This window comes from Ancylobacter sonchi (genome assembly GCF_018390695.1).
GTDB classification, from domain to species: domain Bacteria; phylum Pseudomonadota; class Alphaproteobacteria; order Rhizobiales; family Xanthobacteraceae; genus Ancylobacter; species Ancylobacter sonchi.
The window spans coordinates 300680-324883 of record NZ_JAHBGF010000046.1; the positions used below are offsets into that span (position 1 = coordinate 300680).

General features: G+C 68.0%; 22 protein-coding genes. 14 read left to right on the forward strand and 8 right to left on the reverse strand.

The window, feature by feature from the left end; translation table 11 throughout:
• The first annotated feature begins 195 nt into the window (after positions 1–195).
• The 12 genes from KHC28_RS25575 (at position 196) to KHC28_RS25630 (ending at position 14907) form a co-directional block, all read left to right on the forward strand.
• Positions 196–909 carry a lysophospholipid acyltransferase family protein gene (locus KHC28_RS25575; RefSeq protein WP_214011195.1) on the forward strand — a complete coding sequence of 238 codons (714 nt, stop codon included), beginning with the start codon at positions 196–198 and terminating at the stop codon, positions 907–909.
• On the forward strand, positions 906–2123 hold the full coding sequence (locus tag KHC28_RS25580; RefSeq protein ID WP_214011196.1) for an NAD(P)/FAD-dependent oxidoreductase: 1218 nt from the start codon (positions 906–908) through the stop codon (positions 2121–2123). Before KHC28_RS25575 ends, KHC28_RS25580 begins: the two co-directional genes overlap by 4 nt.
• Positions 2124–2170: 47 nt before the next feature.
• Complete coding sequence (locus tag KHC28_RS25585) at positions 2171–2716, forward strand: dihydrofolate reductase family protein (protein WP_214011197.1); 546 nt, start codon at positions 2171–2173, stop codon at positions 2714–2716.
• A 151-nt stretch (positions 2717–2867) separates the two neighbouring features.
• Entirely contained in the window at positions 2868–3797 is a 930-nt protein-coding gene (locus tag KHC28_RS25590) for a LysR family transcriptional regulator (protein WP_214011198.1), read from the forward strand.
• Positions 3798–3941: 144 nt separating this feature from the next.
• Complete coding sequence (locus KHC28_RS25595) at positions 3942–5111, forward strand: ABC transporter substrate-binding protein (protein WP_214011199.1); 1170 nt, start codon at positions 3942–3944, stop codon at positions 5109–5111.
• 144 nt (positions 5112–5255) lie between these two features.
• A complete protein-coding gene (locus KHC28_RS25600; protein WP_214011200.1) occupies positions 5256–6296 on the forward strand; it encodes an ABC transporter ATP-binding protein in 1041 nt (346 codons plus the stop codon).
• Positions 6293–7240, forward strand: a complete 948-nt coding sequence (locus KHC28_RS25605) for an ABC transporter permease (RefSeq protein WP_214011201.1) — start codon at positions 6293–6295, stop codon at positions 7238–7240. The genes KHC28_RS25600 and KHC28_RS25605 overlap by 4 nt, the downstream gene beginning before the upstream one ends.
• A 27-nt stretch (positions 7241–7267) precedes the next feature.
• Entirely contained in the window at positions 7268–8077 is an 810-nt protein-coding gene (locus KHC28_RS25610) for an ABC transporter permease (RefSeq protein ID WP_214011202.1), read from the forward strand.
• A gap of 12 nt (positions 8078–8089) precedes the next feature.
• The gene (locus tag KHC28_RS25615) at positions 8090–9541 is read left to right on the forward strand and encodes a gamma-aminobutyraldehyde dehydrogenase (RefSeq protein WP_214011203.1); all 1452 of its coding nucleotides are present in this window, start codon (positions 8090–8092) and stop codon (positions 9539–9541) included.
• 92 nt (positions 9542–9633) lie between these two features.
• Positions 9634–10563 (forward strand): 5'-methylthioadenosine/S-adenosylhomocysteine nucleosidase, encoded by a 930-nt coding sequence (locus KHC28_RS25620; protein ID WP_214011204.1) that lies wholly within the window; start codon positions 9634–9636, stop codon positions 10561–10563.
• A 153-nt stretch (positions 10564–10716) separates the two neighbouring features.
• Complete coding sequence (locus tag KHC28_RS25625; protein WP_214011205.1) at positions 10717–11817, forward strand: efflux RND transporter periplasmic adaptor subunit; 1101 nt, start codon at positions 10717–10719, stop codon at positions 11815–11817.
• Positions 11818–11826: 9 nt separating this feature from the next.
• On the forward strand, positions 11827–14907 hold the full coding sequence (locus KHC28_RS25630) for an efflux RND transporter permease subunit (protein ID WP_214011206.1): 3081 nt from the start codon (positions 11827–11829) through the stop codon (positions 14905–14907).
• 16 nt (positions 14908–14923) lie between these two features.
• Here the strand turns inward: KHC28_RS25630 and KHC28_RS25635 are convergent, their stop codons facing one another.
• The gene (locus tag KHC28_RS25635) at positions 14924–16219 is read right to left on the reverse strand and encodes an acetamidase/formamidase family protein (RefSeq protein WP_246565188.1); all 1296 of its coding nucleotides are present in this window, start codon (positions 16217–16219) and stop codon (positions 14924–14926) included.
• A gap of 87 nt (positions 16220–16306) precedes the next feature.
• Positions 16307–16942 (reverse strand): MarC family protein, encoded by a 636-nt coding sequence (locus tag KHC28_RS25640; protein ID WP_214011208.1) that lies wholly within the window; start codon positions 16940–16942, stop codon positions 16307–16309.
• Positions 16943–17203: 261 nt separating this feature from the next.
• Between KHC28_RS25640 and KHC28_RS25645 the strand changes: the two genes are divergently transcribed.
• The gene (locus tag KHC28_RS25645) at positions 17204–17818 is read left to right on the forward strand and encodes an alpha/beta hydrolase (protein WP_214011209.1); all 615 of its coding nucleotides are present in this window, start codon (positions 17204–17206) and stop codon (positions 17816–17818) included.
• Positions 17819–17909: 91 nt separating this feature from the next.
• On the opposite strand, the gene KHC28_RS25650 is transcribed toward KHC28_RS25645, so the two are convergent.
• From KHC28_RS25650 to KHC28_RS25670, 5 genes are all read right to left on the reverse strand, one after another.
• Complete coding sequence (locus KHC28_RS25650) at positions 17910–19223, reverse strand: NAD(P)/FAD-dependent oxidoreductase (RefSeq protein WP_214011210.1); 1314 nt, start codon at positions 19221–19223, stop codon at positions 17910–17912.
• A 143-nt stretch (positions 19224–19366) separates the two neighbouring features.
• A complete protein-coding gene (locus KHC28_RS25655) occupies positions 19367–20113 on the reverse strand; it encodes an amino acid ABC transporter ATP-binding protein (protein ID WP_214011211.1) in 747 nt (248 codons plus the stop codon).
• A complete protein-coding gene (locus KHC28_RS25660; protein ID WP_214011212.1) occupies positions 20110–20922 on the reverse strand; it encodes an amino acid ABC transporter permease in 813 nt (270 codons plus the stop codon). Before KHC28_RS25660 ends, KHC28_RS25655 begins: the two co-directional genes overlap by 4 nt.
• A 1-nt stretch (position 20923) precedes the next feature.
• On the reverse strand, positions 20924–21640 hold the full coding sequence (locus KHC28_RS25665) for an amino acid ABC transporter permease (protein WP_214011213.1): 717 nt from the start codon (positions 21638–21640) through the stop codon (positions 20924–20926).
• 25 nt (positions 21641–21665) lie between these two features.
• Positions 21666–22490 (reverse strand): transporter substrate-binding domain-containing protein, encoded by an 825-nt coding sequence (locus KHC28_RS25670; protein ID WP_214011214.1) that lies wholly within the window; start codon positions 22488–22490, stop codon positions 21666–21668.
• A 172-nt stretch (positions 22491–22662) separates the two neighbouring features.
• Between KHC28_RS25670 and KHC28_RS25675 the strand changes: the two genes are divergently transcribed.
• Positions 22663–23427: an IclR family transcriptional regulator gene (locus KHC28_RS25675; protein WP_214011215.1), complete on the forward strand. Its 765-nt coding sequence runs from the start codon at positions 22663–22665 to the stop codon at positions 23425–23427.
• A gap of 51 nt (positions 23428–23478) precedes the next feature.
• Here the strand turns inward: KHC28_RS25675 and KHC28_RS25680 are convergent, their stop codons facing one another.
• A complete protein-coding gene (locus tag KHC28_RS25680; protein WP_214011216.1) occupies positions 23479–24192 on the reverse strand; it encodes an SDR family NAD(P)-dependent oxidoreductase in 714 nt (237 codons plus the stop codon).
• Positions 24193–24204 lie beyond the last annotated feature (12 nt).

The window sequence follows — 24204 nt, forward strand, 5'->3', positions numbered from 1 at the left end:
TGGGGAGAGGGAAAAGAACGTCGGGCTCGTCGTCGGCTTGGTCTGATGGAGTTCCGTCGTCTGCCGCTCGGGGGCGGGACACCCCCCGCCACCCTCCACGCCCAATGCACCAACGCCCGGCCCAGCCTGTCGCCCGCCGGCCCGGCTTCTGCTACTAGCACCGGCGACCGTCACGTTCCCGCCGCCGGAAGCCGCATGTCGATCCTGTTCCTGCCGCTGCTCGTCCTGTGGACGCTGCTCCTCGCGCCCGCCGCGCCGGTGCTGGCGCTGATCAAGCGCCCGGAGCGGGTGCGCACCTTCTCCCGCTTCTGGGCGCGCGGCGTGCTCGCCATTCTGCGCGGCGTCGGCGGGCTCGGCTATCGCGAGATCGGAAGCGGCAACCGCCCGGCCGGACCGGCGCTCTACGTCGCCAACCACCAGTCGGCCTGGGAGACCATCGCCTTCGCCGTGCTGGTGCCGGATGTCGCCATCGTGCTGAAGGAAGAGCTGTACCGGATTCCGGTGTTCGGCTGGTTCCTCAAGCATTCGCCGATGATCGCCATCGACCGCGCCGGCGGCGCCTCCTCGCTGAAGAAGATGCTGCGCGAGGGTCGGGAGGCGGTGGCGGCCGGCCGCAGCCTGCTGATCTTCCCGGAGGGCACGCGGCGCGGCCCGCATGAGCGCGCCGAGTTCCAGCGCGGCGTGGCGCTGCTCTACAAGGCGCTCGGCCTGCCGGCGGTGCCGGTCGCCCACGATGCCGGGCTGTTCTGGAAGGGCCGCAGCTTCACGCTGAGGCCCGGCGCCGTCACCGTCAGCTATCTGCCGCCGCTGCCGCCGGGATTGCCGGACGCGGAATTCATCCGCCTCGCTTCGGAGGCGATCTATGCCGAGCGCGACCGGCTGGTCGCCGAAGGGGAGACCAATCGATGAGCGTCGTCGTCATCGGCGCCGGGCAGGCGGCGTTCCAGCTGGCCGCCAGCCTGCGCGAGGCCGGCTATGAGGAGCCGATCACCCTGGTCGGCGACGAGCCGGGCCTGCCCTATCAGCGCCCGCCGCTCTCCAAGGCCTATCTCAAGGGCGATGTCGGCGTCGATCATCTCGAATTGCGCCCCGCCACCTTCTTCGCCGATCACCGCATCGGCCTCGCCCATGGCCGGGTGGTGGCGGTGGACCGCGCCGCCCGGCGGGTGACGCTGGAAGACGGCGGCAAGCTGCCCTATGGCCATCTGGTCTTCGCCACCGGCGCCCGCAACCGGGTGCTGCCGGTGCCGGGGGCGGAGCTCGACGGTGTGTTCTACCTGCGCAGCCTCGCCGATGCCGACGCCGTCAAGGCGGCGCTGCCGGCGGCCGGCAAGGTGGTGGTGATCGGCGCCGGCTTCATCGGGCTGGAATTCGCCGCGGTGGCCCGCAAGCTCGGCCACGAGGTGACGGTCATCGAGGCCACCGCGCGGGTGCTCGGCCGCGCCGTCGGCGCCGCGATGTCGGATTTCTTCGCCCATGAGCACCGCGCCATGGGCACCGTGCTGACCCTCGGCGCCGGCGTTGCCCGGCTGGTCGGCGAGGGCGGCCGCGTGGTGGCGGTGGAAACCGTCGAGGGCGAGCGGATCGCCGCCGATCTGGTGATGATCGGCATCGGCGTGGTGCCGAATGTCGAACTGGCCGCCGCCGCTGGCCTCGCCATCGACAACGGCATCGCCGTCGATGCCCGGCTGCTCGCCGGCGACCCGGAAATCTCCGCCATCGGCGATGTCGCCGCCTATCCGAGCCGCCATGCCGACAGTATGCGGGTCCGGCTGGAATCGGTGCAGAACGCCGCCGATCACGGGCGCTGCGTCGCCGCCCGGCTCACCGGCCGCGTGCATGACTACGACGCCGTGCCGTGGTTCTGGAGCGACCAGGCCGATCTGAAGCTTCAGATGGTCGGCCTCGCCCGGCCCGGTGACGCCGAGGTGCCGCGCGGCGACCCGGCCTCGCGGCGCTTCTCGGTGTTCCGCTTTCGCGAGGGGCGGCTGGTGGCGATCGAGAGCGTCAACCGCCCCGCCGACCATATGCTCGGCCGTCGCCTGCTCGTCGGCGCGCCTACCCTTACCCCGGAGCAGGCCGGCGACGAGAGCTTCGAGTTGAAGAGCCTGCTGGCGCGGTGAGGGAGCCCCCGCCCGGGCACGTCTGACCGCCGGTGATGGAGCTGTGCATGGCGAAGCTGGTTTTCGGGATGATGCAGTCGCTCGACGGCTATGTCGACGGGCCGTCGGGTAGTCTGGAAATGCCGGGGCCGGGGGACGCGCTGCACCGTCATTTCAACGACCACGTCCGGGGCCTCGCCGGATGCCTCTATGGCCGGCGCATCTACGAGCTGATGCGCTACTGGGAGGAGGATCGTCCGGATTGGGGCCCGATCCAGCGGGACTATGCCGCCGCATGGCGGGCACAGCCGAAATGGGTCGCATCCCGCTCGCTGAAGACGGTCGGCCCCAATGCCACGCTGATCGACGGCGAACTGGAGGCGTTCGTACGGCGGCTGAAGGCGGAGCGTGACGGCGAGATCGACGTCGCCGGACCAGAGCTCGCGGGGAGCCTTACCCGGATGGGGCTGATCGACGAGTATCGCCTCTATTTCCGCCCCTTCGTGCTCGGCGACGGCAAGCCCTATTTCACCGGTCCGCGACCGCCACTCCGCTTCGTGGCGAGCGAGCCGGTCGGCGAGGACGCGATCCGGCTCACCTACGTGCCGGCCTGATCGCCCGGTCGGCCTGATCGGCCCGTATCGGTCTCATCGTCCACCTCACTGCACACGGCGCCGTCCTCGCTGAGGCCCGCCTTCATCGCCCTATCCAGCCATCGGCAGGCGATGTTACCATCGGCTATTGTCCGTCATATCGGGATTTCCGATGGCATTCTCGCTGCGCCAGCTGCAATATTTCGTCGCCGTCGCCGAGAACGGCTCGGTATCCTCCGCCGCGCACATCCTCTCCATCTCGCAGTCGACGGTGACCGAGGCCTTGCGGGAGCTGGAACTGGATCTCGGCTTTAAGCTGCTGGAACGCCACGCCCGCGGCGCCGATCTCACCCTCAAGGGCCATCATTTTCTGCGCCATGCGCGGAAAATCCTCGGCGACGTCGCCGATGCCCGCCGCGCGCTGTCCGGCTCGGAGGGGGCGGCGCTGGAAGGCCGGCTGTCGCTCGGGGTGACGCCGCTGGTTGCCGGCTATGTGTTCTCCGACCTTCTCGCCCGCTTCCGCCGTGCCTTTCCCGGCGTGGCGGTGGAGGCGGTGGAGGATGCCGGCGACTATCTCGAGCACCTCTTGGTTGGCGGCGAACTCGATGTGGCGGTGATGGTGCTGCCGCCCGGAAGGCGTTCCGCCGCCCTGCAGACCGAGCCGGTGCAGGTCTCGCCCTATCGGGTGTGGATGCCGCTCGGCCATCCCGCACTGGCGGAAGAAAAGGTCAGCCTGCGCGATCTCGCCGAGGAGCCGCATGTGCTTCTGACCATTGATGAAATCGCCGAGGCCTCGGAGATCGTCTGGCGCCGGCTCGGTATCCGCCCGCCGGTCGCCTTCCGCACCCGCTCGGTGGAGGCGGTTCGCTCGCTGGTGGCGACCGGAGCCGGCGTCGCGGTGCTGCCGGACCTCACCTACCGCCCCTGGTCGCTGGAGGGCGACAAGATCGAGGCGCGCCAGCTCGCCGAGGAACTGCCGGCCATCGAGGTCGCCACCGCCTGGCGGCGGGGCTCGCCGCTCTCGCCCGCCGCCGCCGGCTTCCTCTCCGTCGCCGGCACCCGCCAGCCGGCGCGCATCCGCCATGGCGGCGCCATCGCCTGACCCGCCGTCCGGAGGAAAATGCCGCCGGATCACTCATCGGTTTTTCCGATGCCTGCGTTCTTTTCTTTGGTGTGGCGAGCCACCCGACGCAGCGGCACACTTCCTCCAAAGGGCTCGCAAGCCCGCAGAACAGAGGGAACCCGCATGCGCACGCACACTCGTCTCCTGCATCTGCCGGCGCTCGTCGCCTGCGCCGCCCTTGCCACCCAACCCCTTGCAGCTGCTGAACTAAAAGAGATCGGCAAGGGCGAGGGCCAGGTCGATATCGTCGCCTGGGCCGGCTATATCGAGCGCGGCGACACCGACAAGGCCTATGACTGGGTCACCGATTTCGAGAAGAAGACCGGCTGCAAGGTCAATGTGAAGACCGCCGGTACCTCCGACGAGATGGTGGCGCTGATGAACGAGGGCGGCTTCGACCTCGTCACCGCCTCCGGCGACGCCTCGCTGCGGCTGATCGCCGGCAAGAAGGTCGCGCCGGTCAATACCAAGCTGATCCCGAGCTGGGGCAGCGTCGACTCCCGACTGCAGGACGCGCCCTGGCACACGGTCAACGGCGTGCATTATGGCGTGCCCTATCAGTGGGGCTCCAACGTGTTGATGTACAACACGGAAACCTTCAAGGGCGAGGCGCCGAAGAGCTGGAGCGTGGTCTTCGAGGAGCAGACCCTGCCGGACGGCAAGTCCAATAAGGGCCGCATCCAGGCCTTTGACGGACCGATCTACATCGCCGACGCCGCGCTCTACCTGATGGCGCACAAGCCCGAGCTCGGCATCAAGGACCCCTACGAGCTGACCGAGGCGCAGTACAAGGCGGCGCTCGATCTCTTGCGCGCGCAGCGCAAGATCGTGCAGCGCTACTGGCACGACGCCATGATCCAGGTCGACGACTTCACCAATGAGGGCGTGGTCGCCTCCTCCTCCTGGCCGTTCCAGGTCAACCTGCTGGTAAGCCAGAAGAAGCCGATCGCCTCGACCATCCCGGCGGAGGGCGCGACCGGCTGGGCCGACACCACCATGATGCATGTCGACGCCGCCCATCCGAACTGCGCCTATATGTGGATGGAGCACTCGATCTCGCCGAAGGTGCAGGGCGACCTCGCCGCCTGGTTCGGCTCGGTGCCGGCGGTGCCGGCCGCCTGTAAGGGCAACGAGTTGCTCGGCGCCGAGGGGTGCGCCACCAACGGCGCCGGCGATTTCGAGAAGACCCACTTCTGGCGCACGCCGGTCGCCAAGTGCGCGACCCAGGCCGAGGGCTGCGTGCCCTACTACCGCTGGGTGTCGGACTACATCGCCGTGCTCGGCGGACGCTGAGTGCCCGCTTCCGCGCCCGGCGTAGCGCCGGGCGCCTTCTTTTGTGGATCGGAACCGCCGGCTTGAACCGCCGCGCCATCGATGGCGCGCGCCATCCGGGCTGATGCGCGGCGGCCGCCTGCCGCCCAACCCTTTGAGATATCGATGCACGCTCCCGCCACCTCATCCGTCATCCCCGCCGTCCGTTTCGCCGGCGTGGCGCGGCATTTCGGGAGCGTGAAGGCGGTGGACGGCGTCGATCTCGCCATAGCGCCGGGCGAGTTCTTCGCCATGCTCGGCCCGTCGGGCTCGGGCAAGACCACCTGCCTGCGGCTCATCGCCGGTTTCGAGCAGCCCGATGCCGGCCATATCGAGATCTTCGGCGAGACGGTGGAGGGCCTGCCGCCCTACCGCCGGCCGGTGAACACGGTGTTCCAGGACTATGCGCTGTTCCCGCATCTGTCCGTGGGCGAGAACGTCGCCTACGGGCTGAAGGTGCGCGGCGTCGCGCGTGCCGAACGCGAGAAGCTGGCGCGCGAGGCGCTGGCACTGGTGAAGCTCGCCGGGCTGGAGGCGCGCCGGCCGGCGCAATTGTCCGGTGGCCAGCGCCAGCGGGTCGCGCTGGCCCGCGCCCTCGTGGTGCGCCCCAAGGTATTACTGCTCGACGAGCCGCTCGGCGCGCTCGATCTCAAGCTGCGCGAGGAGATGCAGGTCGAGCTCAAGGGCCTCCAGCGCGCACTCGGCCTCAGCTTCGTCTTCGTCACCCACGACCAGGGCGAGGCGCTCTCCATGGCCGACCGGGTGGCGGTGTTCAACGAGGGGCGCATCGTGCAGGTCGGCCCGCCGGAAGAGGTGTATGAGCGGCCGGCCACCCGCTTCGTCGCCGCTTTCGTCGGCGCGGCCAATGTAATCGAGCCGGATACGGCCTCGTCCCTCGGCGCGCCCGCCCGCCTATGCAGCCTGCGGCCGGAAAAGCTGGTGCTGCTTCCTGCCGACGGGGCGGCGCCGGCGGGAGCGGCAGTGGTCGAGGCGCACGTCGTCGACGTGTCCTATCAGGGAGCGGTACGCCGCCTTGCGGTGCGCACCGCCGCCGGGACGGCGCTGACCGCCGCCGTGCCGGCCGCCCGGCTCGCGCCCGCACCGGGCGAGACCGTGCGCCTCGCCATTCCGCTGGCGGCTCTGGTGCCGATGGAGGGCGAGCGATGAGCCTTGCCACCCTCGACCTGCCGGCGCCGCGCGAGGGCGTTCTCCGCCGCCTCTCCGACGCGCTGCTGCGGCGTGGGCAGCTCATCGTGCTGCTATTGCTCGCGCCGCCGCTGCTATGGCTCGGCCTCGTCTATCTCGGCAGCCTGTTCGTGTTCCTCGGACAGTCGATCTTCTCCATCGACGAGTTCTCCGGCACCATCGTGCGCGAGCCGACCACGGCGACGCTGATCGAGCTGTTCCGCCCGGCTAATTTCGACATTGTCATGCGTACGGTGGGCGTCGCGGCGGCGGTGACGCTGCTCTGCGCGCTGATCGCCTTCCCGATCGCCTACTACGCTGCGCGTTATGCGGGTCCCCGCGCGAAGGCGGCGTTCTATCTCGCGGTGATGATGCCGCTGTGGTCGAGCTACCTCGTCAAGGTCTATGGCTGGAAGCTGCTGCTGGCCAAGGAGGGGGCGATCTCCTGGTTCGCCGGCCGGCTGGGGCTCGATGGCGCGCTCGACGCGTGGCTGGCGCTGCCGCTGGTGGGCGGGCCGTCGCTGTCGGTCTCCTACACCGGCATGGTGCTGACCTTCACCTATCTCTGGCTGCCCTTCATGATCCTGCCGGTGCAGGCGGCGCTGGAGCGGGTGCCGGCGAGCCTGATCGAGGCGGCGGGCGATCTCGGGGCCGGGCCGGGCACTACGTTCCGAAGCGTGATCCTGCCGCTCGCCATGCCCGGCGTGGTGGCCGGAGCGGTGTTCACCTTCTCGCTGACGCTCGGCGACTACATCGTGCCGCAGATCATCGGCACCTCGGCGCTGGTGCTGGGGCAGGCGGTGTACACGCTGCAGGGCACGGCGGGGAACATCCCGCTCGCCGCCGCCTTCTCGCTGGTGCCGATCCTCGTCATGGCGCTGTTCCTGACGCTCGCCAAACGCACGGGAGCGTTCGATGCGATGTGATCGGCATCATCGCGGGAGGGCGCACCCATGAACCGCCCCTCGCTCGGCCTGAAGGTCGCCGCTCTCGGCGGGCTGGCCTTCCTGCACATCCCGCTCCTGTTCATCCTGCTCTACGCCTTCACCACCGAGGAAAAGAGCTACGCCTTCCCGCCGCCGGGCTACACGCTGAAATGGTTCGGCGTGGTGTGGGGGCGGGCGGACATCTGGGCGGCGGTCGGGCTGTCGCTGAAGGTCGCCGCCATTGCCACGCTGATCGCGCTGGTGCTGGGCACGCTGGCGGCGGGGGCGCTGGCGCGGGCGAGGTTCTTCGGCCGTGAGCCGATCTCGCTGCTGTTCGTGCTGCCCATCGCCTTGCCGGGCATCGTCACCGGCATCGCGCTGCGCCAGGCCTTCGGGCTGATGGAGATCCCCTTCTCCTTCTGGACGATCGTGCTCGGCCATGCGACCTTCTGCATCGTCGTCGTCTACAACAATGCGGTGGCCCGCCTGCGGCGGCTGTCGCCCTCGCTCATCGAGGCGTCGATGGACCTCGGCGCCGATGCGTTCCAGACCTTCCGGCTTGTCGTGCTGCCCAATATCGGCACCGCGCTGCTCGCCGGCGGCATGCTCGCCTTCGCGCTGAGCTTCGACGAGGTGATCGTCACCACCTTCACCGCCGGCCAGCAATCGACGCTGCCGATCTGGATGCTGTCCGAGCTGATCCGCCCGCGCCAGCGGCCGGTCACCAATGTCGTCGCCGTCCTCGTCATCCTCGTCACCTTCCTGCCCATCCTTGCCGCCTACTACCTCACCCGCGAGGGTGGAGGCGCGCGCGGGACGAATGCGGCCGGCAAATAGGGAGTAGCCCGCATGACCGTCGCTTTCGATACCGAGATGCTGATCGGCTCCGCCTTCGTCGCCGGCACCGAGACGCCGGAGACGGTGCTGAATCCGAAGACCGAGGCGACGCTGGTCGAGCTGCCGGAGGCCTCCGCCGACCAGATCGACGCGGCGGTGAACGCGGCCGAGAAGGCCTTCGCCGGCTGGGCGCGTACCACCCCGGCGGAGCGCTCCTATCTGCTGCTCAAGCTTGCCGACCGTATCGAGGCGGAGGCGGAGAGCTTCGCGACCCTCGAGGCGCTGAATTGCGGCAAGCCGCGCCACGCGGTGCTGCGCGACGAGATCCCCGGCGTGGTCGACTGCTTCCGCTTCTTCGCCGGCGCGGTGCGTACCCAGCATGGCATGGTGGCGGGCGAATATCTTGCCGGCCATACCTCGATGATCCGCCGCGACCCGATCGGCGTCGTCGCCTCCATCGCGCCGTGGAACTATCCGCTGATGATGGCGGCGTGGAAGCTCGCCCCGGCACTGGCGGGCGGCAATACCGTCGTCATCAAGCCCTCCGAGCAGACGCCGCTCACCGCTCTGAAGCTCGCCCGGCTCATCGCCGACATCTTCCCGGAAGGGGTGGTGAACGTGGTGGTCGGGCGCGGCGAGAGCGTCGGCAATGCGCTGATCAATCATCCCAAGGTGGCGATGGTCTCGCTCACCGGCGACATCGCCACCGGCAAGAAGGTGCTCACCGCGGCGGCGAAGAGCGTGAAGCGCACCCATCTCGAACTCGGCGGCAAGGCGCCGGTCATCGTGTTCGACGATGCCGACATCGCCGAGGTGGTCGAGGGGGTGAAGGCGTTCGGCTACTACAATGCGGGGCAGGACTGCACCGCCGCCTGCCGGATCTACGCGGCTGACAAGGTGTACGACAACCTCGTCGCCGATCTCGCCTCCGCCGTGTCGGGTCTGAAGTTCGCCTCGGCCAATGACGAGGAGAACGACATCGGCCCGCTGATCTCCGCCCGCCAGCGCGCCCGTGTCGCCTCCTTCGTCGAGCGAGCCTCCGAGCTCGGCCATATCGAGATCGCCACTGGCGGCAAGGTGGCCGGCGACCCCGCGACCGGCAAAGGCTTCTTCTACCAGCCGACGGTGGTGGCGGGCGCGCTGCAATCGGACGAGATCGTCCGGCGCGAGGTGTTCGGCCCGGTGGTATCGGTCACGCGTTTCTCGGATGTCGAGGACGCCGTCGCCTGGGCGAATGACAGCGACTACGGCCTCGCCTCGTCGGTGTGGACCAAGGATATCTCCCGCGGCATGGCGACGGCGGCTCGGCTGCAATATGGCTGCACCTGGGTGAACTGCCATTTCATGCTGGTGAGCGAGATGCCGCATGGCGGCCTGAAGCAGTCCGGCTACGGCAAGGACCTCTCCGCCTATGCGCTGGAGGACTACACCGTCGTGCGCCACGTCATGGTGAAGAATGGCTGAGAACGCTTAGCCGGCTGGTGCGCGGATGCCTCTCCGCCTGTAGGATCGCTGCGCCGCTGTCGCGGCCCGTCGATCCGATCGTGGGGGTCCTCATGTCGTCCGCCTTCTTGTCCTTGCGCCTGTGGTTCGCCGCCTTCGTCCTGCTCGCCGGCCTGCTGCCGGCGGAAGCCGAGCCAGTCGATGCGACGCCCCGCATTGCCGTGCTGTGCGCCTTCGAGCCGGAATGGCGGGCCCTGCGCGCCATCGCGACCCATATGGAGGACCACAGCTACAAGGGCGTCCCCATCGTGACCGGCGAGATCGAGGGCAAGCCAGTGGTTCTGGCGATGACCGGGGTGAGCATGGTCAACGCCGCCATGACCACCCAGATGACGCTCGACCGCTACAACGTCACCCGCATCGTGGTCTCCGGCATCGCCGGCGGCGTCGACCCGTCGCTGAACATCGGCGACATCGCGGTGCCGGCGCGCTGGGGCCAGTATCTCGACGTGATCCTGGCGCGTGAGACGCCGCAGGGCTTCAAGCTGCCGTCGGACGACACGCCGGAATTCGCCAATTTCGGCATGATCTTCCCGCGCGGCGTGCGGGTGTTCCGCGAAGGCCAGGCAAGCTCGCCCCGGCAATTCTGGTTCGACGTCGATCCCGCCCTGCTCGAGGTCGCCCGCAAGACCGAGGCGGAAACCGACAACCAGCTTCAGCGCTGCAACGGTGCCAATGTGTGCCTGATGAAGCCACCGCGCGTGCGGGTCGGTGGCAGCGGGGTGTCGGGCACCGCCTTCGTCGATAATGCCGCCTTCCGCAGCTACACCTTCAATACCTTCAAGGCGCAGGTGCTGGACATGGAAAGCGCCGCTATCGCCCATGTGGCGACCACCAACGACGTGCCGTTCATCGTCTTCCGCGCGCTGTCGGATCTCGCGGGCGGCGGGCCGGGCGAGAACGAGATGCATGTCTTCATGGATCTGGCGGCGAATAATTCCGCAGCGGTGATGCGGACCTTCCTCAAGGCTCTGCCGGATTGAGCCGGCCGCTTGTGGTATGATCGGCACGGTCCTCGATGAAGTGATCGTTCTCCTGCGAATATGACGAAGTTTTAAGTTGGAACTTGCGGAGAGTTCGGCACTGTCGGTCGCTTGGCGTCATTTTGCGGCGCAGTGACGAACGAGGGAAGCTGTATGCGACGCGTGACGGGCCTGCTTCTATGTCTGGCCGTGCTGGCGGGAGCGGGAGCGCTCGCCCATCGGCAGGGATGGATCGCGAGTGGCCTGTCCGCCGTGAAGGGCGAGGCCCGCGCCGCCCCCGAGGCGCGCCCGGCTCCCCGCATCCCGGTCGAGGTCGCTGCCGCCCGTAAGGAACAAGTTACCGCCGACATCCGCTCGATCGGCACGCTGCAATCGGACGAGTCGGTCAAACTCGCCGGTGAGGTTGCCGGCCGGATCGAGAAGATCAACTTCAGGGAAGGCGAGCATGTGCAAGCCGGCGACGCGCTGGTGCAGCTCGACGCTGCGCTGGTCAGGGCGTCGCTGGAGGAGACCGAGGCGCGGCTCGAACTCGCCAAGGCCAATTTCGAGCGCGCCCAACGGCTGCAGCAGAGTGGCTCCGGTACCGCGCGGGCGCTCGACGAGGCGAAGGCCGAGCTCAACACCTCCTCGGCACTGATCGATTCGCAGAAGGTGCAGATTGCCAAGCATACCATCGGCGCGCCGTTCGACGGTGTCGTCGGCCTGCGCTCGGTGTCGGTCGGTGCCTATGTCCCGGTCGGCACCGCGCTGGTGAACCTCGAAAAGATCGACGTGCTGAAGCTCGACTTCAAGGTGCCCGAGGTGTTCCTGCGGCAGATCACGCCGGGCCAGAATGTCGAGATCGTCGTCGATGCCATGCCGGATCGCAGCTTCACCGGCACCGTCTACGCCATCGACCCGATGGTGGATGTCGACGGCCGCTCGCTCAGCGTGCGCGCGCGCCTGCAAAATCCGCAGCTGATGCTCCGCCCCGGCCTGTTCGTGCGGGTGGTGGTGAAGGGCCTCGAAAGCCGCGAGACGGTGTTCGTGCCGGAGAGCGCCATCGTGCCGCGCGGGCAGGAACGCTTCGTCTGGCTGGTGGCCGACGGCAAGGCCAAGGAAACCAAGGTCGCGCTCGGCCAGCGCCGGGCCGGCGAGGTGGAGATCGTCAAAGGCGTGCCCGCCGGCGCCAGCGTCGTGGTCGCCGGTCAGGCGCGGCTGCGCAACGGCGCCGCGGTGGAGGTGGTGTCGACCCCGCCCGCCACGCAGAGCTGAGGCGCGACGATGGGTATCTCCGAGCTGTGCATCCGCCGCCCGGTCTTCGCCACGGTGCTGAGCCTGCTGATGGTGCTGGTCGGCATCGTCTCCTACAGCCGCCTCACCGTGCGCGAATACCCGAACATCGACGAGCCGGTGGTGTCGGTCGTCACCAGCTATCCCGGCGCCTCGGCGAGCATCGTCGAGAGCCAGGTCACGCAGGTGCTGGAAGGCTCCATTGCCGGCATCGAGGGCATCGACGTCCTCGAATCCACCAGCCGCTCGGAATCCAGCCGCATCACCGTACGCTTCCGCCTCGAAGTGAACCCCGACGTGGCGGCGAGCGACGTGCGCGACCGGGTGAGCCGGGTGCGCCAGCGCCTGCCGGACGAGATCGACGAGCCGGTGATCTCCAAGGTCGAGGCCGACGCCCAGCCGGTGGTGTTCGTCGTCTTCCGCTCCGACCGCATGAACGCGCTGGAGCTGTCGGACTATATCGACCGCTACGTCGTCGACCGCTTCAAGAATCTCACCGGCGTCGCCGATGTGCAGATCTATGGCGAGCGGCGCTACGCCATGCGCATCTGGATCGATCGCGAGCGCCTCGCTGCCTATGAGCTGACGGTGCAGGACGTCGAGGATTCGCTGCGCGCCCAGAATGTCGAGATTCCCTCCGGTCGCATCGAAAGTGCGGATCGCGAGTTCAACGTGCTCTCGCGCACCGCCCTCGCCACCGTCGAGCAGTTCGACGACATCGTGGTCAAGCGCGCCAACGGTGCGCAGGTGCGCCTCGCCGACGTCGCCCGCGTCGAGCTGGGCGCGGCGGATGAGCGACGCTCCAGCCGGTTCAATGGCGGACAGGCGATCATCGTCGGCATCATCAAGCAGGCAGTGGCCAATCCGCTCGACGTGTCGGCCGGCGTGCGCGGCGTGCTGCCGGAGATCAACGCGTCGCTGCCGGAGGGCATGAGCGCCACGGTCGGTCAGGACAACTCGGTGTTCATCGACCGCTCGATCCGGGCGGTGTTCCACACCATCCTCGAGGCGGTGGTGCTGGTGGTGCTGGTGATCGTGATCTTCCTGCGCTCGTTCCGGGCGTCGCTGATCCCGGTGATCACCATACCGATCTCGCTGATCACCACCTTCGCGCTGATGTTCGCGCTGGGCTTCAGCGTCAACACGCTGACGCTGCTGGCGATGGTGCTCGCCATCGGCCTCGTGGTCGACGACGCCATCGTGGTGCTGGAGAACATCTTCCGTCACATCGAGCACGGCATGAAGCCGATCCCCGCCGCCATCAAGGGCGCGAAGGAGATCGGCTTTGCGGTCATCGCCATGACGCTGACGCTCGCCGCCGTCTATGCGCCGGTCGCCTTCGCCGCCGGCCGTACCGGGCGACTGTTTACCGAGTTCGCGCTGACGCTCGCCGGCGCGGTGCTGGTCTCCGGTTTCGTGGCGCTCACGCTCACGCCGATGATGTGCTCGCGCCTGCTCAAGCACGAGGCCAATCCCGGCCGGGTCTCCGCCTTCGTCGAGCGTGGCCTGCGCGGTCTTGAGGAAGGCTATCGGCGGCTGCTCGGCGGCGTGCTGAAAATGCGGGCGCTGGTGCTGCTGCTGGCCCTCGCAGTGGCTGGTGCCAGCGCGTATTTCTTCGCCGTGCTGCCCTCCGAGCTGTCGCCGGTGGAGGATCGTGGCACGGTGCGCGTGACCGGCAACGGGCCGGAAGGCTCCACGCTCGCCTACACCTCCCGTTATACCGGCCAGATCGACAGCATTCTCGGCAAGATCCCCGAGCTGGATTCGGTGCTGATCATCAACGGCATGCCGGAGGTGAACCGCTTCCTGGTCATGGGCCGCCTGAAGGATTGGGACGAGCGCGAGCGCCGCCAGCAGGACATCGTCGCGGCGACCACGCCGCAGCTGCGGCGCATCGCCGGCGTCAACGCCTATGCCAACAATCCGGCCTCGCTGGGTGCTTCCAACAATTCGCGGCCGATCGAGTTCGTTGTCCAGACCTCCGGCACCTATGAGGAACTGGACCAGTACGTCACCCAGTTCCTCGGCCGCGTCGCCGATTATCCCGGCCTCGTCAGCGTCGACAGCGATCTCAAGCTCAACAAGCCGGAGATCTCCGTCACCATCGACCGCGCCAAGGCGGCGGATCTCGGCATCGACGTCGCGGTGCTCGGCCGGACGCTGGAGAGCCTGCTCGGTGGCCGGCAGGTGACGCGCTTCGAGGTCGGCGGCGAGCAATATGACGTCTATGTCCAGCTCGATGCCCGCAATCGCGCCTCGCCGACCACGCTCGACACCATTTATCTGCGCGCGGCGGGCGGGCAGATGGTGCAGCTCGCCAACCTCGTCACCGTGCGCGAGACGGTGGCGCCGCAGGAGCTCAAGCGCTTCAACCAGATGCGTTCGGCCACCATCTCGGCCAATCTGGCGCCCGGCTTCTCGCAGGGCGATGCGCTCGCCTTCCTCGATCAGTCGGCGCGGGAGGTGCTGCCCGATACGGTGCGTACCGACGTCGCCGGCCAGAGCCGCGAATTCCGTGCCGCCGGGCAGAGCCTTGCCATCGTCTTCGTGCTGGCGCTCGGCTTCATCTATCTGGTGCTGGCGGCGCAGTTCGAGAGCTTCCGCGACCCGGTGATCATCATGCTCACCGTGCCGCTCTCCATGACCGGCGCGCTCGCCGCGCTCTACTATGCCGGCGGCACACTCAACGTCTATTCGCAGATCGGCCTCGTCACGCTGGTCGGCCTGATCACCAAGCACGGCATCCTGATCGTTGAATTCGCCAACCAGCAGCAGGAAGCCGGGTTCGATCGGCGTGCGGCGGTGATCGAGGCAGCGGTGCTGCGCCTGCGGCCGATCCTGATGACCACCGGCGCCATGGTGCTCGGCGCGGTGCCGCTGGCGCTCGCCACCGGCGCCGGCGCCGAGAGCCGGCAGCAGATCGGCTGGGTGATCGTCGGCGGCATGACGCTCGGCACGCTGCTCACCCTGTTCGTGGTGCCGACGGTCTATTCGCTGATCGGCCGCATCCACACTCATCCGGCAGCCGAGGTGGTGCCCACCCCGGTGCATGTACCGGCGCCCGCCGAGTAGCGGGCGCCGCCTTTGTTCAGAGCCCGTATTGCGCGCGGGCGTAGCTGCCGAGGCCGACGGCATCGAGCCGGGCCAGCGGCGCGAGGAACGTCACCTGGATGACGCCGGGCGCCCGGCCGATCTCGATGGCGCCGTTCACCGTCGCGCGGTTGCGCACCTCGGCGACCGTGATGCCGAGCAGCTTCGCCGCCCGCTCCAGCCCGTTGTCGATGGCGGCGTTCATGGTGGCGGCGGTGCCGACCACCGAGACTGGTGCCAGCTCCTCGGTCGCCTCGACGCCCCATTGCACAGCGAGCCGCGCCGCCGCCTGCTTCTCGGCGGGCGAGAACGGCCGGGCGAGCGGGGGCAGATCCTCCAGAAGCGGGAACAGCACCGGCCCGTCGATGGGATAGTCCTTCACGACTTCGACCTGCAGCGTCACCGAGCCGGAGACGTCCATGGTATGGCCGGCGATCTCGCCATCGCCCTGGGCGGCATGCATGTCGCCCATATAGACGCCGGCACCCTTCACTTTCACCGGGGCGATCAGGATCGCGCCGGCGCGCACGGCATCAATGTCCATATGGCCGTCGGTCTTGTGCGTGGCGAGCTGCTCGGCGGTGATGGCGTAGGGGTGTGGGGCGCCGACCAGGAAGGCGCCGAAGTCGCCGGCATTGTGCGAATCCGGCATCGGCATGGACGGCGTGGTGCCGAGCTGGCCGAGGAAGGGGCGTAGCCGCACCATCACACCGGGCATGTCGGCCGGCGCATAGGTGAGGATCGAATGCTGCACCGATTTGTCGGGCAGGGCGGCATAGTGGCTCGCTTCGCGGGCGATGGTGTCGGCGGCGGCGCGCGGCACGGTCAGCCCGACGCCGTGGGCATGGTCGAAGGTCACCGTGTAGCCGTGGACGATCTCGAACGGCTTGACCGGATTGCCGCACTTGTCGCAGCGGACGGCGTCCTGGCCGATGCCTTCGACATGGGTTTCCGGCCAGATCTGGTCGCAGACCGGGCAGCGCGCCGCGACATAAGGATCGCCTACGCAGAAGCCGGCCGGCGAGCTGTCATGGCCCGATGCGGTGGCGAGCGAGGTGACGGTGATGTCGCGGATGCGGATCGCGACGCCGTCGCCCGGCTCGGCACCCTCGACGAAGACAGGGCGGGTCACCTCATGGCCGCCGCGCAGGCGCGGGGTGATCATCGGCCCCCAGCAACCCGGCGCGGTATTGGCGATGATGGTACCGCCATTCTGCAGCGGGCCGAGCATGGGCTCGCCGGGATCGAGAACGCTGTTGGTGAAGCCCTGGACGACCACGCTGCGTTGCGCCATGCCGATTTCCTCCTCCGGTGAATGGCCTGAGGCGCACTCTAGCATCCGGTATCGGGAGACCCATGCCCCAACGGTTGCAATGGCCGCTCAGCTGCGCCAGTTGGGGAACACGCTGCCGAGCGCGCCGGTGATCATCTCCATCGCGATGGCGGCGAGGATGATGCCCATCAGCCGCTTCGAGATCGACAGGGCCGTCGGCGAGAGCTTGCCACCGATCACCGGCGCGAGTGCCATCGCTGCGGCGAAGAAGACGAGATAGCCGAACAGCCCGACATAGTAGCCGGCGAGGCTCTCCGGCGTGCGGGCTTCCTGCGCGAACACGATGAGCGTCGCCATGGTGCCGGGGCCCATCGCAATGGGCAGGCCCAGCGGGTAGACGCCGACATTCGCCACCGTCTCGAAATGCTGCTGCTCGGCCTCGGTGCCCTGGTGCGAGGTGTGATCGTCGCCACTGAGCATGGAAAGCGCGATCATCAGCACGATCAGACCGCCGGCGAGCCGGAAATGGGAGACGTCGATGCCGAACATGGACAGCACCGCGTGGCCGGCGAGGGCGCAGACGAGCGCGCCCGCTGTGACGGTGAGGATCATGGCGATCAGTGCGCCGCGGCGCTGCGCCGGGGTCAGGTCGGCGGTCAGCGCCAGGAACACCGGGATGGTGCTGAGCGGGTTCATGATCGCGAACAGCGCCGCGAACAACTTCGCCGTCAGTGTGAAGTCCATGTGATGGGCGCCTATACGATTGATTTTGCGTAGTATTTTATCGAATGTGTTGCATTCGTCCTAACGCGCGGCGCTTTGGGCGCACATCATCGGTTTCCGTGCAGCGGTCTCTGGAACGGTAATGGAGGGATGTTACAGTCTTTCGGCGTGCGGGAGGGGCGGGCTGGCCGGTGAGGCTGGTGCGGTGGCCGGTCGGAACAGCACCGTGCCGTTTGTCCCAGCCTAGGCCGTCACCGTCCGTCGCAATATTGGAGGCCTGTCGTGCATTCCTGGCGTCGTCTCGTCCTGCTGGCCGCGCTGGCATTCCCGCTGGCGCATGCGTCCACCGCCGCCAACGCCCATTCGCGCCCCAAGACCTCGACGGTGCCCGAGCGCACCGACACCCGCGTCTATCTGATGCGCGGGCTTTTCGGGGTGTTCTCGCTCGGCATGGACGATCTCGCCGGCAAGCTGCGGGCGGTCGGCTACAGCGCGGAGATCTTCGCCTGGGACCAGTGGCAGCAGGTGCAGGCGCTCGCCGCGCAGCGCTATGCGGCGGGCGGGCCGGGCACCGTCGTGGTGATCGGCCACTCGCTCGGCGCCAATTCGGTATTCAGCGTCGCCGACGGGCTGCAGCGGCGCAAGATCCCGGTCTATCTGGCCGTGACCTTCGATGCGACCAAGCCGCAGCCAGTGCCGTTCAACGTCGCCAATTTCGTCAATGTCTGGGCCCGCAACGGCTTTGGCACGCCGGTACAGGCGTTGCCCGGCTACCCCGGCAACCTGCAGAATTTCGACCTGTCCGGCAAGCCGGGCGCCGACCACCAGAACATCGACCGCCTCGACCAGTTCCACCAGCTGATCCTCGCCCAGCTGAACGAGCTGACCAACCAGTAGGAAGCCGCCCCGCCATGCCGCGCGCTGCCATGCCGCGCGCTGCCATGCCGCGCGCCGCCCGGGATGGGCGGCGGCACGGCTGCACGCTGGTTCAGCGCCGCTCGTACCAGTCCTGCAGACGGTACCAGGCGGCGACGATGGGCAGGAACCACGGGTTGGGATCGCCGGCATAGAACGGCACGGCGGCGAAATCCTCGCGGTCGAAGGCGGTGGGACGGTTCTGCCGCCCGAGGATCTTCTGCGCCGTCTGGTAGCCGAGATAGCTCATCAGCGCGACGCCGTTGCCGTTGCAGCCGACCGCGAAATCGGTGAGGTCGCGCTTGCCCATATGCGCGACCTTGTCGACCGTCATGGCGACGAAGCCGCTCCAGGCATGGCTGATCTTGTACGCCTTCAGTTCCGGATAGATCTCGGTCATGCGGGCATGGATGGCGGGGGCCGCCTCGCGGTCGGTGGTCTCGGCGAGACCCGGCCGCGAGCCGAACAGGATGCGGCTGCCATCCGGCGAGGGGCGGGTATAGATCACGTCGCGCCGCGTGTCCGAGATCATCCGGCCCTTGGGGATCAGCGTCTCGATCAGGTCGGCGGGCAGCGGCTCGGTGGCGATCTGGTAGCTCTTCACCGGCACCACGCGCCGCGCGATATCCGGCGTGGCGTCCTTGCGGGTGTAGCCGTTGGTGGCGGTGACGACATGGGTCGCCAGCACGTCGCCGCGCGCCGTCGAGACCAGCTTCAGCCCGGCGGGGCCGTCCTGCACCGGCTTGGCGCGGGCATGCGAGCGCAGCATCACCCCGCTCGCCCGCGCCCGCTGGCGCAGCGCCCGATGATATTTGCCGGGGTGCAGCCCGCCATATTCGTCGATCAGCATGCCGCCGAAATAATAGTCGGAGCCGATCGCCGCCCGCTGGTTGGAGCGGTCGAAGAAGCTGACCGTCACGCCGGTCTTCTCGGCGAGGATGCGGCCATTGCGATGGATCGCCTCCATCTGGTTCGCCGCATGGGCGCCGAAGAAGCGGCCGGTGATCTTCAGGTCGGCGTCGAGGCCCTCGCCAGTGATCAGCGTCTGCAGATAGTCGAAGGAGCCGATGCTGTCGCCGATCATCCGCTCGAACAGCTCGGGATCGATGCCCTTGATGGCGCCGCCGACCACCAGCTTCTGGCCGCTCGACACCATGCCGCCGGAGCGGGTGGAGCCGCCCTCGCCGATGCGGTCGCCGTCCAGCACCACCACGCTCATGCCGGCGCGAGCCAGCTCGGTGGCGGCGTTGAGCCCGGCATAGCCGGAGCCGATCACCGCCACGTCGACCCGCGAAGGCAGCGGATCGAGGTCGGTCTCCGGCTCGGCCGCCTCCCACCAATAGGGCTGGTCCTTGAAGCCTTCCGCGAAAATGTCGTTCGCCGCCATGGCGCATGCCCTTCTTGAATGCGGCCGGCCGCCTGGCGCGCCACGCGGGCGTCGGGCCGGTCTGGATCGCGGGGGCGGGCCGCAGGGTCCGCCGAACTGTCAGGAAACCGGCCTCACGGCGTGTCGGTCAGAGCGGTTGCCGGTCAGAGGACCTGCCCGAGAAATTCGCGGGTACGCGGGTCCTGCGGCGCGTCGAAGATCTGCGCCGGCGGGCCGCTCTCGACGATGCGGCCGTGATCGGTGAAGCACACCCGGTCGGCGACCTCGCGGGCGAACTTCATCTCATGGGTGACGAGGATGCAGGTGAGGCCCTCATCCACCAGCTCGCGGATGGCGGTGAGCACTTCCTTGACCGTCTCGGGATCGAGCGCGGCGGTGACCTCGTCGAACAGGATTACCTGCGGCTCCATGGCCAGCGCCCGGGCGATGGCGACGCGCTGCTGCTGGCCGCCGGACAGCTGGCCGGGATAGGCATCGGCCTTCTCCGACAGCCGCACCTTGGCGAGCAGCCGGCGTGCCCGCGCCTCGACCTCCCTGCGGTCGTGGCCGAGCACCTGGACCGGCGCCATCATCACGTTCTGCAGGGCGGTGCGGTGCGGGAACAGATTGTATTGCTGGAACACCATCGACACCTGGTGGCGCAGCGGGCGCATCTCCTTCTCGGTCTTCATCTTGTGCACCTCGTGGGTGCCAACGCGGATGGAGCCGGAATTGATCGGGATCAGCCCGTTGATGCAGCGCAGGATGGTCGACTTGCCCGAGCCGGACGGGCCGATGATGCAGACCGCCTCGCCGTCCTTCACGGCGAGCGAGATGCCCTTCAGCACCTGGAAGGCGCCGAAGCTCTTGGTGACCTGATCGAGCTCGATGAGGGCGTCGGTGCGGTTCACAGGGAGTCTCCCTTGACCGACTGTTCCATGCGCCGCGCCAGCAGAGCCAGCGGGTAGCAAAAGGCGAAGAACAGGAACAGCGCGGTGATGTAGAAATAGACGATGACCCGTTCGTTCTCCATCGCCAGCAGCGTATTCAGCGTGGTGATCACGTCCTGAATGCCGGTGACGGTGGCGAGCGAGGTGGCGATCATCAAGAGCGCGTAGAGGTTCATCCAGCCGGGGATCATGCGGCGCAGCGCCTGCGGCAGGATGATCCGCCCATAGATCGCCATCGGCATGTAGCCGAGCGCGCGGGCGGCCTCCCACTGGCCGGAATGGATCGACTGCACCGCGCCACGGATGATCTCGGCGAAATTCGCCGCCGTCGGCAGGGCAAGGCCGATCACCGCCTTCGCGAAGGCGGGGATGGCGATCGACACCCCGAACAGCCGGACGTTGAACGGGATGATGTAGAGCATCGCGAACAGCAGCACGAGCCAGGGCGAATTGCGCAGGAAGTTCATCACGAAGAAGCAGGGCACGCGCACCAGCCGGTTCTTCGCCAGCATGCCGAAGCCGAGCGCGGTGCCGAGCAGCGCCGCCATCGCCATGGCGCACAGGCTGAGGAACACGTTGAGCGCGAAGCCGCCCGAGAGCGGCCAGCCCGAGCCGTTGCCGGTGAGCAGGATCGGCAGCCGCGCCCAGACGCGTGCCCATCCCTCGCCGCCGCCGCCCGTCGCGTCGAGGGCGACCCAGGCGACGAGGGCGAGCGCGATGCCGAGCTGCACCGTGCGCTTCTTCCCGGCATAGGTTGCGATCAGCGCCATCTCACGCCCCCTTGCCATAGCCGGGGAAGGCCAGCACCCGCTCGATGCGCACCATGCCCCAGGAGAGCAGGCTCACCAGCGAAACATAGATGAACAGCACCAGGATCATCACCTCGGCGGTGCGGAAGGTGTCGTTGTAGATCTGGCCGGCGTAGTACATCAGTTCCGGCACCGTGATCACCGAGGCCTGCGAGGTGGTCTTGAACTGGTTGGTCATGATGTTGGTGAGCGCCGGCAGGCAGATGCGGCTGGCGATCGGCGCCTCGATGCGGCGGAAACGCTGCCAGCGGCTGTAGCCGAGCGAGCGTGCCGCCTCGGTCACCGCCCGCGGCAGGCTGTCGAGCCCGGAGCGGAACGCCTCGATGCACAGCGCGCCGCCGAACAGGCTCAGCGAGATCAGCGCGCAGGCGAAGGCGGAGAGCAGCGGCACGCTCACCCCGGTGGCCGGGTCGGTCATCCTGAGCCCGACGGTGCTGAGGGTGAAGTAGAAGAACAGCATCTGCAGCAGCGGCGGGGTGTTGCGGAACACCTCGACGAACAATTCGATGACCGCGTCCAGCCAGGCGATGCGCAGCGTCAGCGCCAACGCGCCGAACAGGCCGATGACGAAGGCGATCGCCGAGGAGGCGAACGCCAGTTCGATGGTGGTGAGCGTCCCGCGGATCAGCCAGCCCTGATAGACCGGGTCGGCCAGCCACGAATAATCGAGATTGAACACGGCTCGGACCCCGCGGGACGTCAGGTCACGGCTTCAGCTTGGCCTTGGCGGCCTCGGCGCGCTCGGCGATGTACTTGGCGTGCGGCATGCCGTAGGTGGTCTCCCACTCGACCAGCTTGCCCTCGGCCTCGGCCTTGAGGATCGCCTTGTTCACCGCGTCGCGGAAGGCGACGTCGTCCTTGCGGATGCCGGCGGCCTGCGGGATGTACTCATAGGGGTCGATGGCGATCTTGTAGTCGGCCCAGTCGGCTTCCTCGGTCTTCTTGCGCAGCGTCATGTCGTCGAAGGCGAAGCCGACGCAGCGATTGTCCTTCAGCGCGCGATAGGCTTCCGGCTGGGTCTTGAAGTTGGTCAGGTTGATGCCGAAGGCCTCGGTGAGGTGCTTGTTGAAGTACGAGCCCTGGATGCCGCACAGGGTCTGGCCCTTGAGGTCCTCCCACTTGGCGAAGGTGGCGGTCTTCGGCGCCAGGATCGACGGGCCGGGGGCCGAGACGTAGTATTCGGAGAAGTCGATCACCTTGCCGCGCTCGGCGGTGACGCCCAGCGTCGCCAGGATGATGTCGATGCGGCCGGAATTCAGGAACTCGATGCGGTTCGCCGCGACGACCGGCACCAGCTCGACCTTACCGTCGGGGCCGAGCAGTTCCTTGGCGACGTATTTGCCGAGATCGACCTCGAAGCCGACGATCTCGCCCTTGTCGTTGAGGAAGCCGTAGGGCGGGTAGTCGTTCTTCACGCCGATGGTCAGCGTGCCCTTGGACTTGACGTCCGCCAGCGTGTCGGCGCTCGCCGCGCTCAGCCCGAGCGCCAGCAGCAGGGAAGAAGCGATCGTCAGGATGGATGTCTTCACTGTAGGTCCCCGTCTGGTTGCGGTGGGTTCGGTGTCGTGCGGGAGGGCTTCGCCTCTTCGACTGGCTAGAAATTGGCCTGTCGTTCCCGTGCTCGATTTTTAGACATTGATTATCAGTTCTTCTCACACTACAAGTGTATTGAGATAGTTTTATCATTATGTGGAAAAATCAATGCCAGCTTCCAGCGCCGGCGGGTCGCAGCTGCTCGACAGAGCCGCGCTGCTGCTCGACCTCATTGCCGATGGCAGCCCGGAGGGGGCGAGCCTGAAGGAACTGGTCGATCTCTCCGGCCTGAACACCGCGACCTGCCACCGCATCCTCAACACGCTGGTGGGCCACCGGCTGCTGGCGCGCGACGACAAGCGCAAGCGCTACCGGCTCGGTGCCAAGATGTTCATCTATGGCGCACGGGCCGCACGCGGGCCGGGGCTGATCAGCCGCTGCGAGATGAGCCTCGCCCGGCTGCGCAAGAAGACCGGCGAGACCACCCATCTGATGGCGCGCTACAATCACGATTCCATCTGCCTCGACCGCCGCGACGGCGAATGCGTGGTGCAGACGCTGACCGGCTCGATCGGCGGCTCGGTGCCGCTCGGCGCCGGGCCGGGCAGCATCTCCATGCTCGCCTTCCTCGACCGCGAGGAACAGGAATTCATCCTGCGCGCCAATGCCGACCGGCTGGCGGATTTCCGCGACCTGCCGGTCGACAAGGCCTGGCGGCTGATCGAGGAGACGCGCGGGCGCGGCTATGCCGTCGATATCGGCGAACTGATCCCCGGCATCGCCGGCGTCGCCGTGCCGATCCTCAACGAGGCCGGCGTGCCGGTTGCCTCGCTGGGCTTCACCTTCCTGTGCGCCAAGATCGCGCCGGGGTTGGTCGAGAACTACGCCGCGCTGCTGCGCGCCGAGATCGACCTGATCGAGCGGCGGAACTGAGCGGGGAGGGCGGGGGCGCCGAAAGCTGGGGTCTCGCGGCGCCCGCGTCGCTCAGAACGACTCTTCCAGTCGGCAGTTCACCGCGAATTCGGCGACGCTCGAGGTGTTCGGCAGCTCGATGAGGAAGGCGATGCTGCGCGCGAGGTCCTCCGGCGAGGTCAGTTCCTCGGCGGGCACCTTGGCGAGCGGCAGCCCCATATCGGTGGCGACGAAGCCGGGGCACACCGCCGTCGCTCGGATGCCGAGCTCGAAGCCGGCATGGCGGATGGCATGGGCGAGGCCGGTCGCGGCGAATTTCGACACCGAATACAGCCCGGAGCCGGCCGACTTCACCCGCTTGCCCGACAGCGAGGAGACGATGATCACCCGCCCGCGACCGCTGGCGGCGAGATCGTCCCACGCCGCCTTCACCAGCCGGCGCGGGGCGCCGACATTGACCGCCATCAGCTCATCGAAATCCGCGTCGCTGGTCTCGATGACCGTGCCACGGATCATGATGCCCGCATTGGCGACGACGGCGTCGATGCGGCCGAAGCGCTCGCGCGCCGCCGCCACCCAGTCGGTCGCCGATTGCGGGTCAGCGGCGTCGTAGCGGTGCGCCGCGACAGTGCCGGCCACCTCGCTCGCCCAGTCGGGCAGAGCGGGGCTGCGCATGCCGAGCGACACGTTCCAGCCGGCCGCCGCCATGACCCGCGCGGTGGCGGCGCCGATGCCGCGTCCGCCGCCGGAGATGAGCACGGTGCGTGCGTCGGTGCGTTCGTTCATGTCGGTCTCCTC

Excerpts from the sequence above, each read along its gene's own strand:
- KHC28_RS25625 (WP_214011205.1), top strand. The coding sequence starts at position 10,717 with ATGCGACGCGTGACGGGCCTGCTTCTATGTCTGGCCGTGCTGGCGGGA.
- KHC28_RS25620 (WP_214011204.1), top strand. The coding sequence starts at position 9,634 with ATGTCGTCCGCCTTCTTGTCCTTGCGCCTGTGGTTCGCCGCCTTCGTC.
- KHC28_RS25650 (WP_214011210.1), bottom strand. The coding sequence starts at position 19,223 with ATGGCGGCGAACGACATTTTCGCGGAAGGCTTCAAGGACCAGCCCTAT.
- KHC28_RS25630 (WP_214011206.1), top strand. The coding sequence starts at position 11,827 with ATGGGTATCTCCGAGCTGTGCATCCGCCGCCCGGTCTTCGCCACGGTG.
- KHC28_RS25580 (WP_214011196.1), top strand. The coding sequence starts at position 906 with ATGAGCGTCGTCGTCATCGGCGCCGGGCAGGCGGCGTTCCAGCTGGCC.
- KHC28_RS25680 (WP_214011216.1), bottom strand. The coding sequence starts at position 24,192 with ATGAACGAACGCACCGACGCACGCACCGTGCTCATCTCCGGCGGCGGA.
- KHC28_RS25590 (WP_214011198.1), top strand. The coding sequence starts at position 2,868 with ATGGCATTCTCGCTGCGCCAGCTGCAATATTTCGTCGCCGTCGCCGAG.
- KHC28_RS25585 (WP_214011197.1), top strand. The coding sequence starts at position 2,171 with ATGGCGAAGCTGGTTTTCGGGATGATGCAGTCGCTCGACGGCTATGTC.
- KHC28_RS25605 (WP_214011201.1), top strand. The coding sequence starts at position 6,293 with ATGAGCCTTGCCACCCTCGACCTGCCGGCGCCGCGCGAGGGCGTTCTC.
- KHC28_RS25675 (WP_214011215.1), top strand. The coding sequence starts at position 22,663 with ATGCCAGCTTCCAGCGCCGGCGGGTCGCAGCTGCTCGACAGAGCCGCG.
- KHC28_RS25595 (WP_214011199.1), top strand. The coding sequence starts at position 3,942 with ATGCGCACGCACACTCGTCTCCTGCATCTGCCGGCGCTCGTCGCCTGC.
- KHC28_RS25640 (WP_214011208.1), bottom strand. The coding sequence starts at position 16,942 with ATGGACTTCACACTGACGGCGAAGTTGTTCGCGGCGCTGTTCGCGATC.
- KHC28_RS25660 (WP_214011212.1), bottom strand. The coding sequence starts at position 20,922 with ATGGCGCTGATCGCAACCTATGCCGGGAAGAAGCGCACGGTGCAGCTC.
- KHC28_RS25600 (WP_214011200.1), top strand. The coding sequence starts at position 5,256 with ATGCACGCTCCCGCCACCTCATCCGTCATCCCCGCCGTCCGTTTCGCC.
- KHC28_RS25635 (WP_246565188.1), bottom strand. The coding sequence starts at position 16,219 with ATGGCGCAACGCAGCGTGGTCGTCCAGGGCTTCACCAACAGCGTTCTC.
- KHC28_RS25610 (WP_214011202.1), top strand. The coding sequence starts at position 7,268 with ATGAACCGCCCCTCGCTCGGCCTGAAGGTCGCCGCTCTCGGCGGGCTG.
- KHC28_RS25615 (WP_214011203.1), top strand. The coding sequence starts at position 8,090 with ATGACCGTCGCTTTCGATACCGAGATGCTGATCGGCTCCGCCTTCGTC.
- KHC28_RS25575 (WP_214011195.1), top strand. The coding sequence starts at position 196 with ATGTCGATCCTGTTCCTGCCGCTGCTCGTCCTGTGGACGCTGCTCCTC.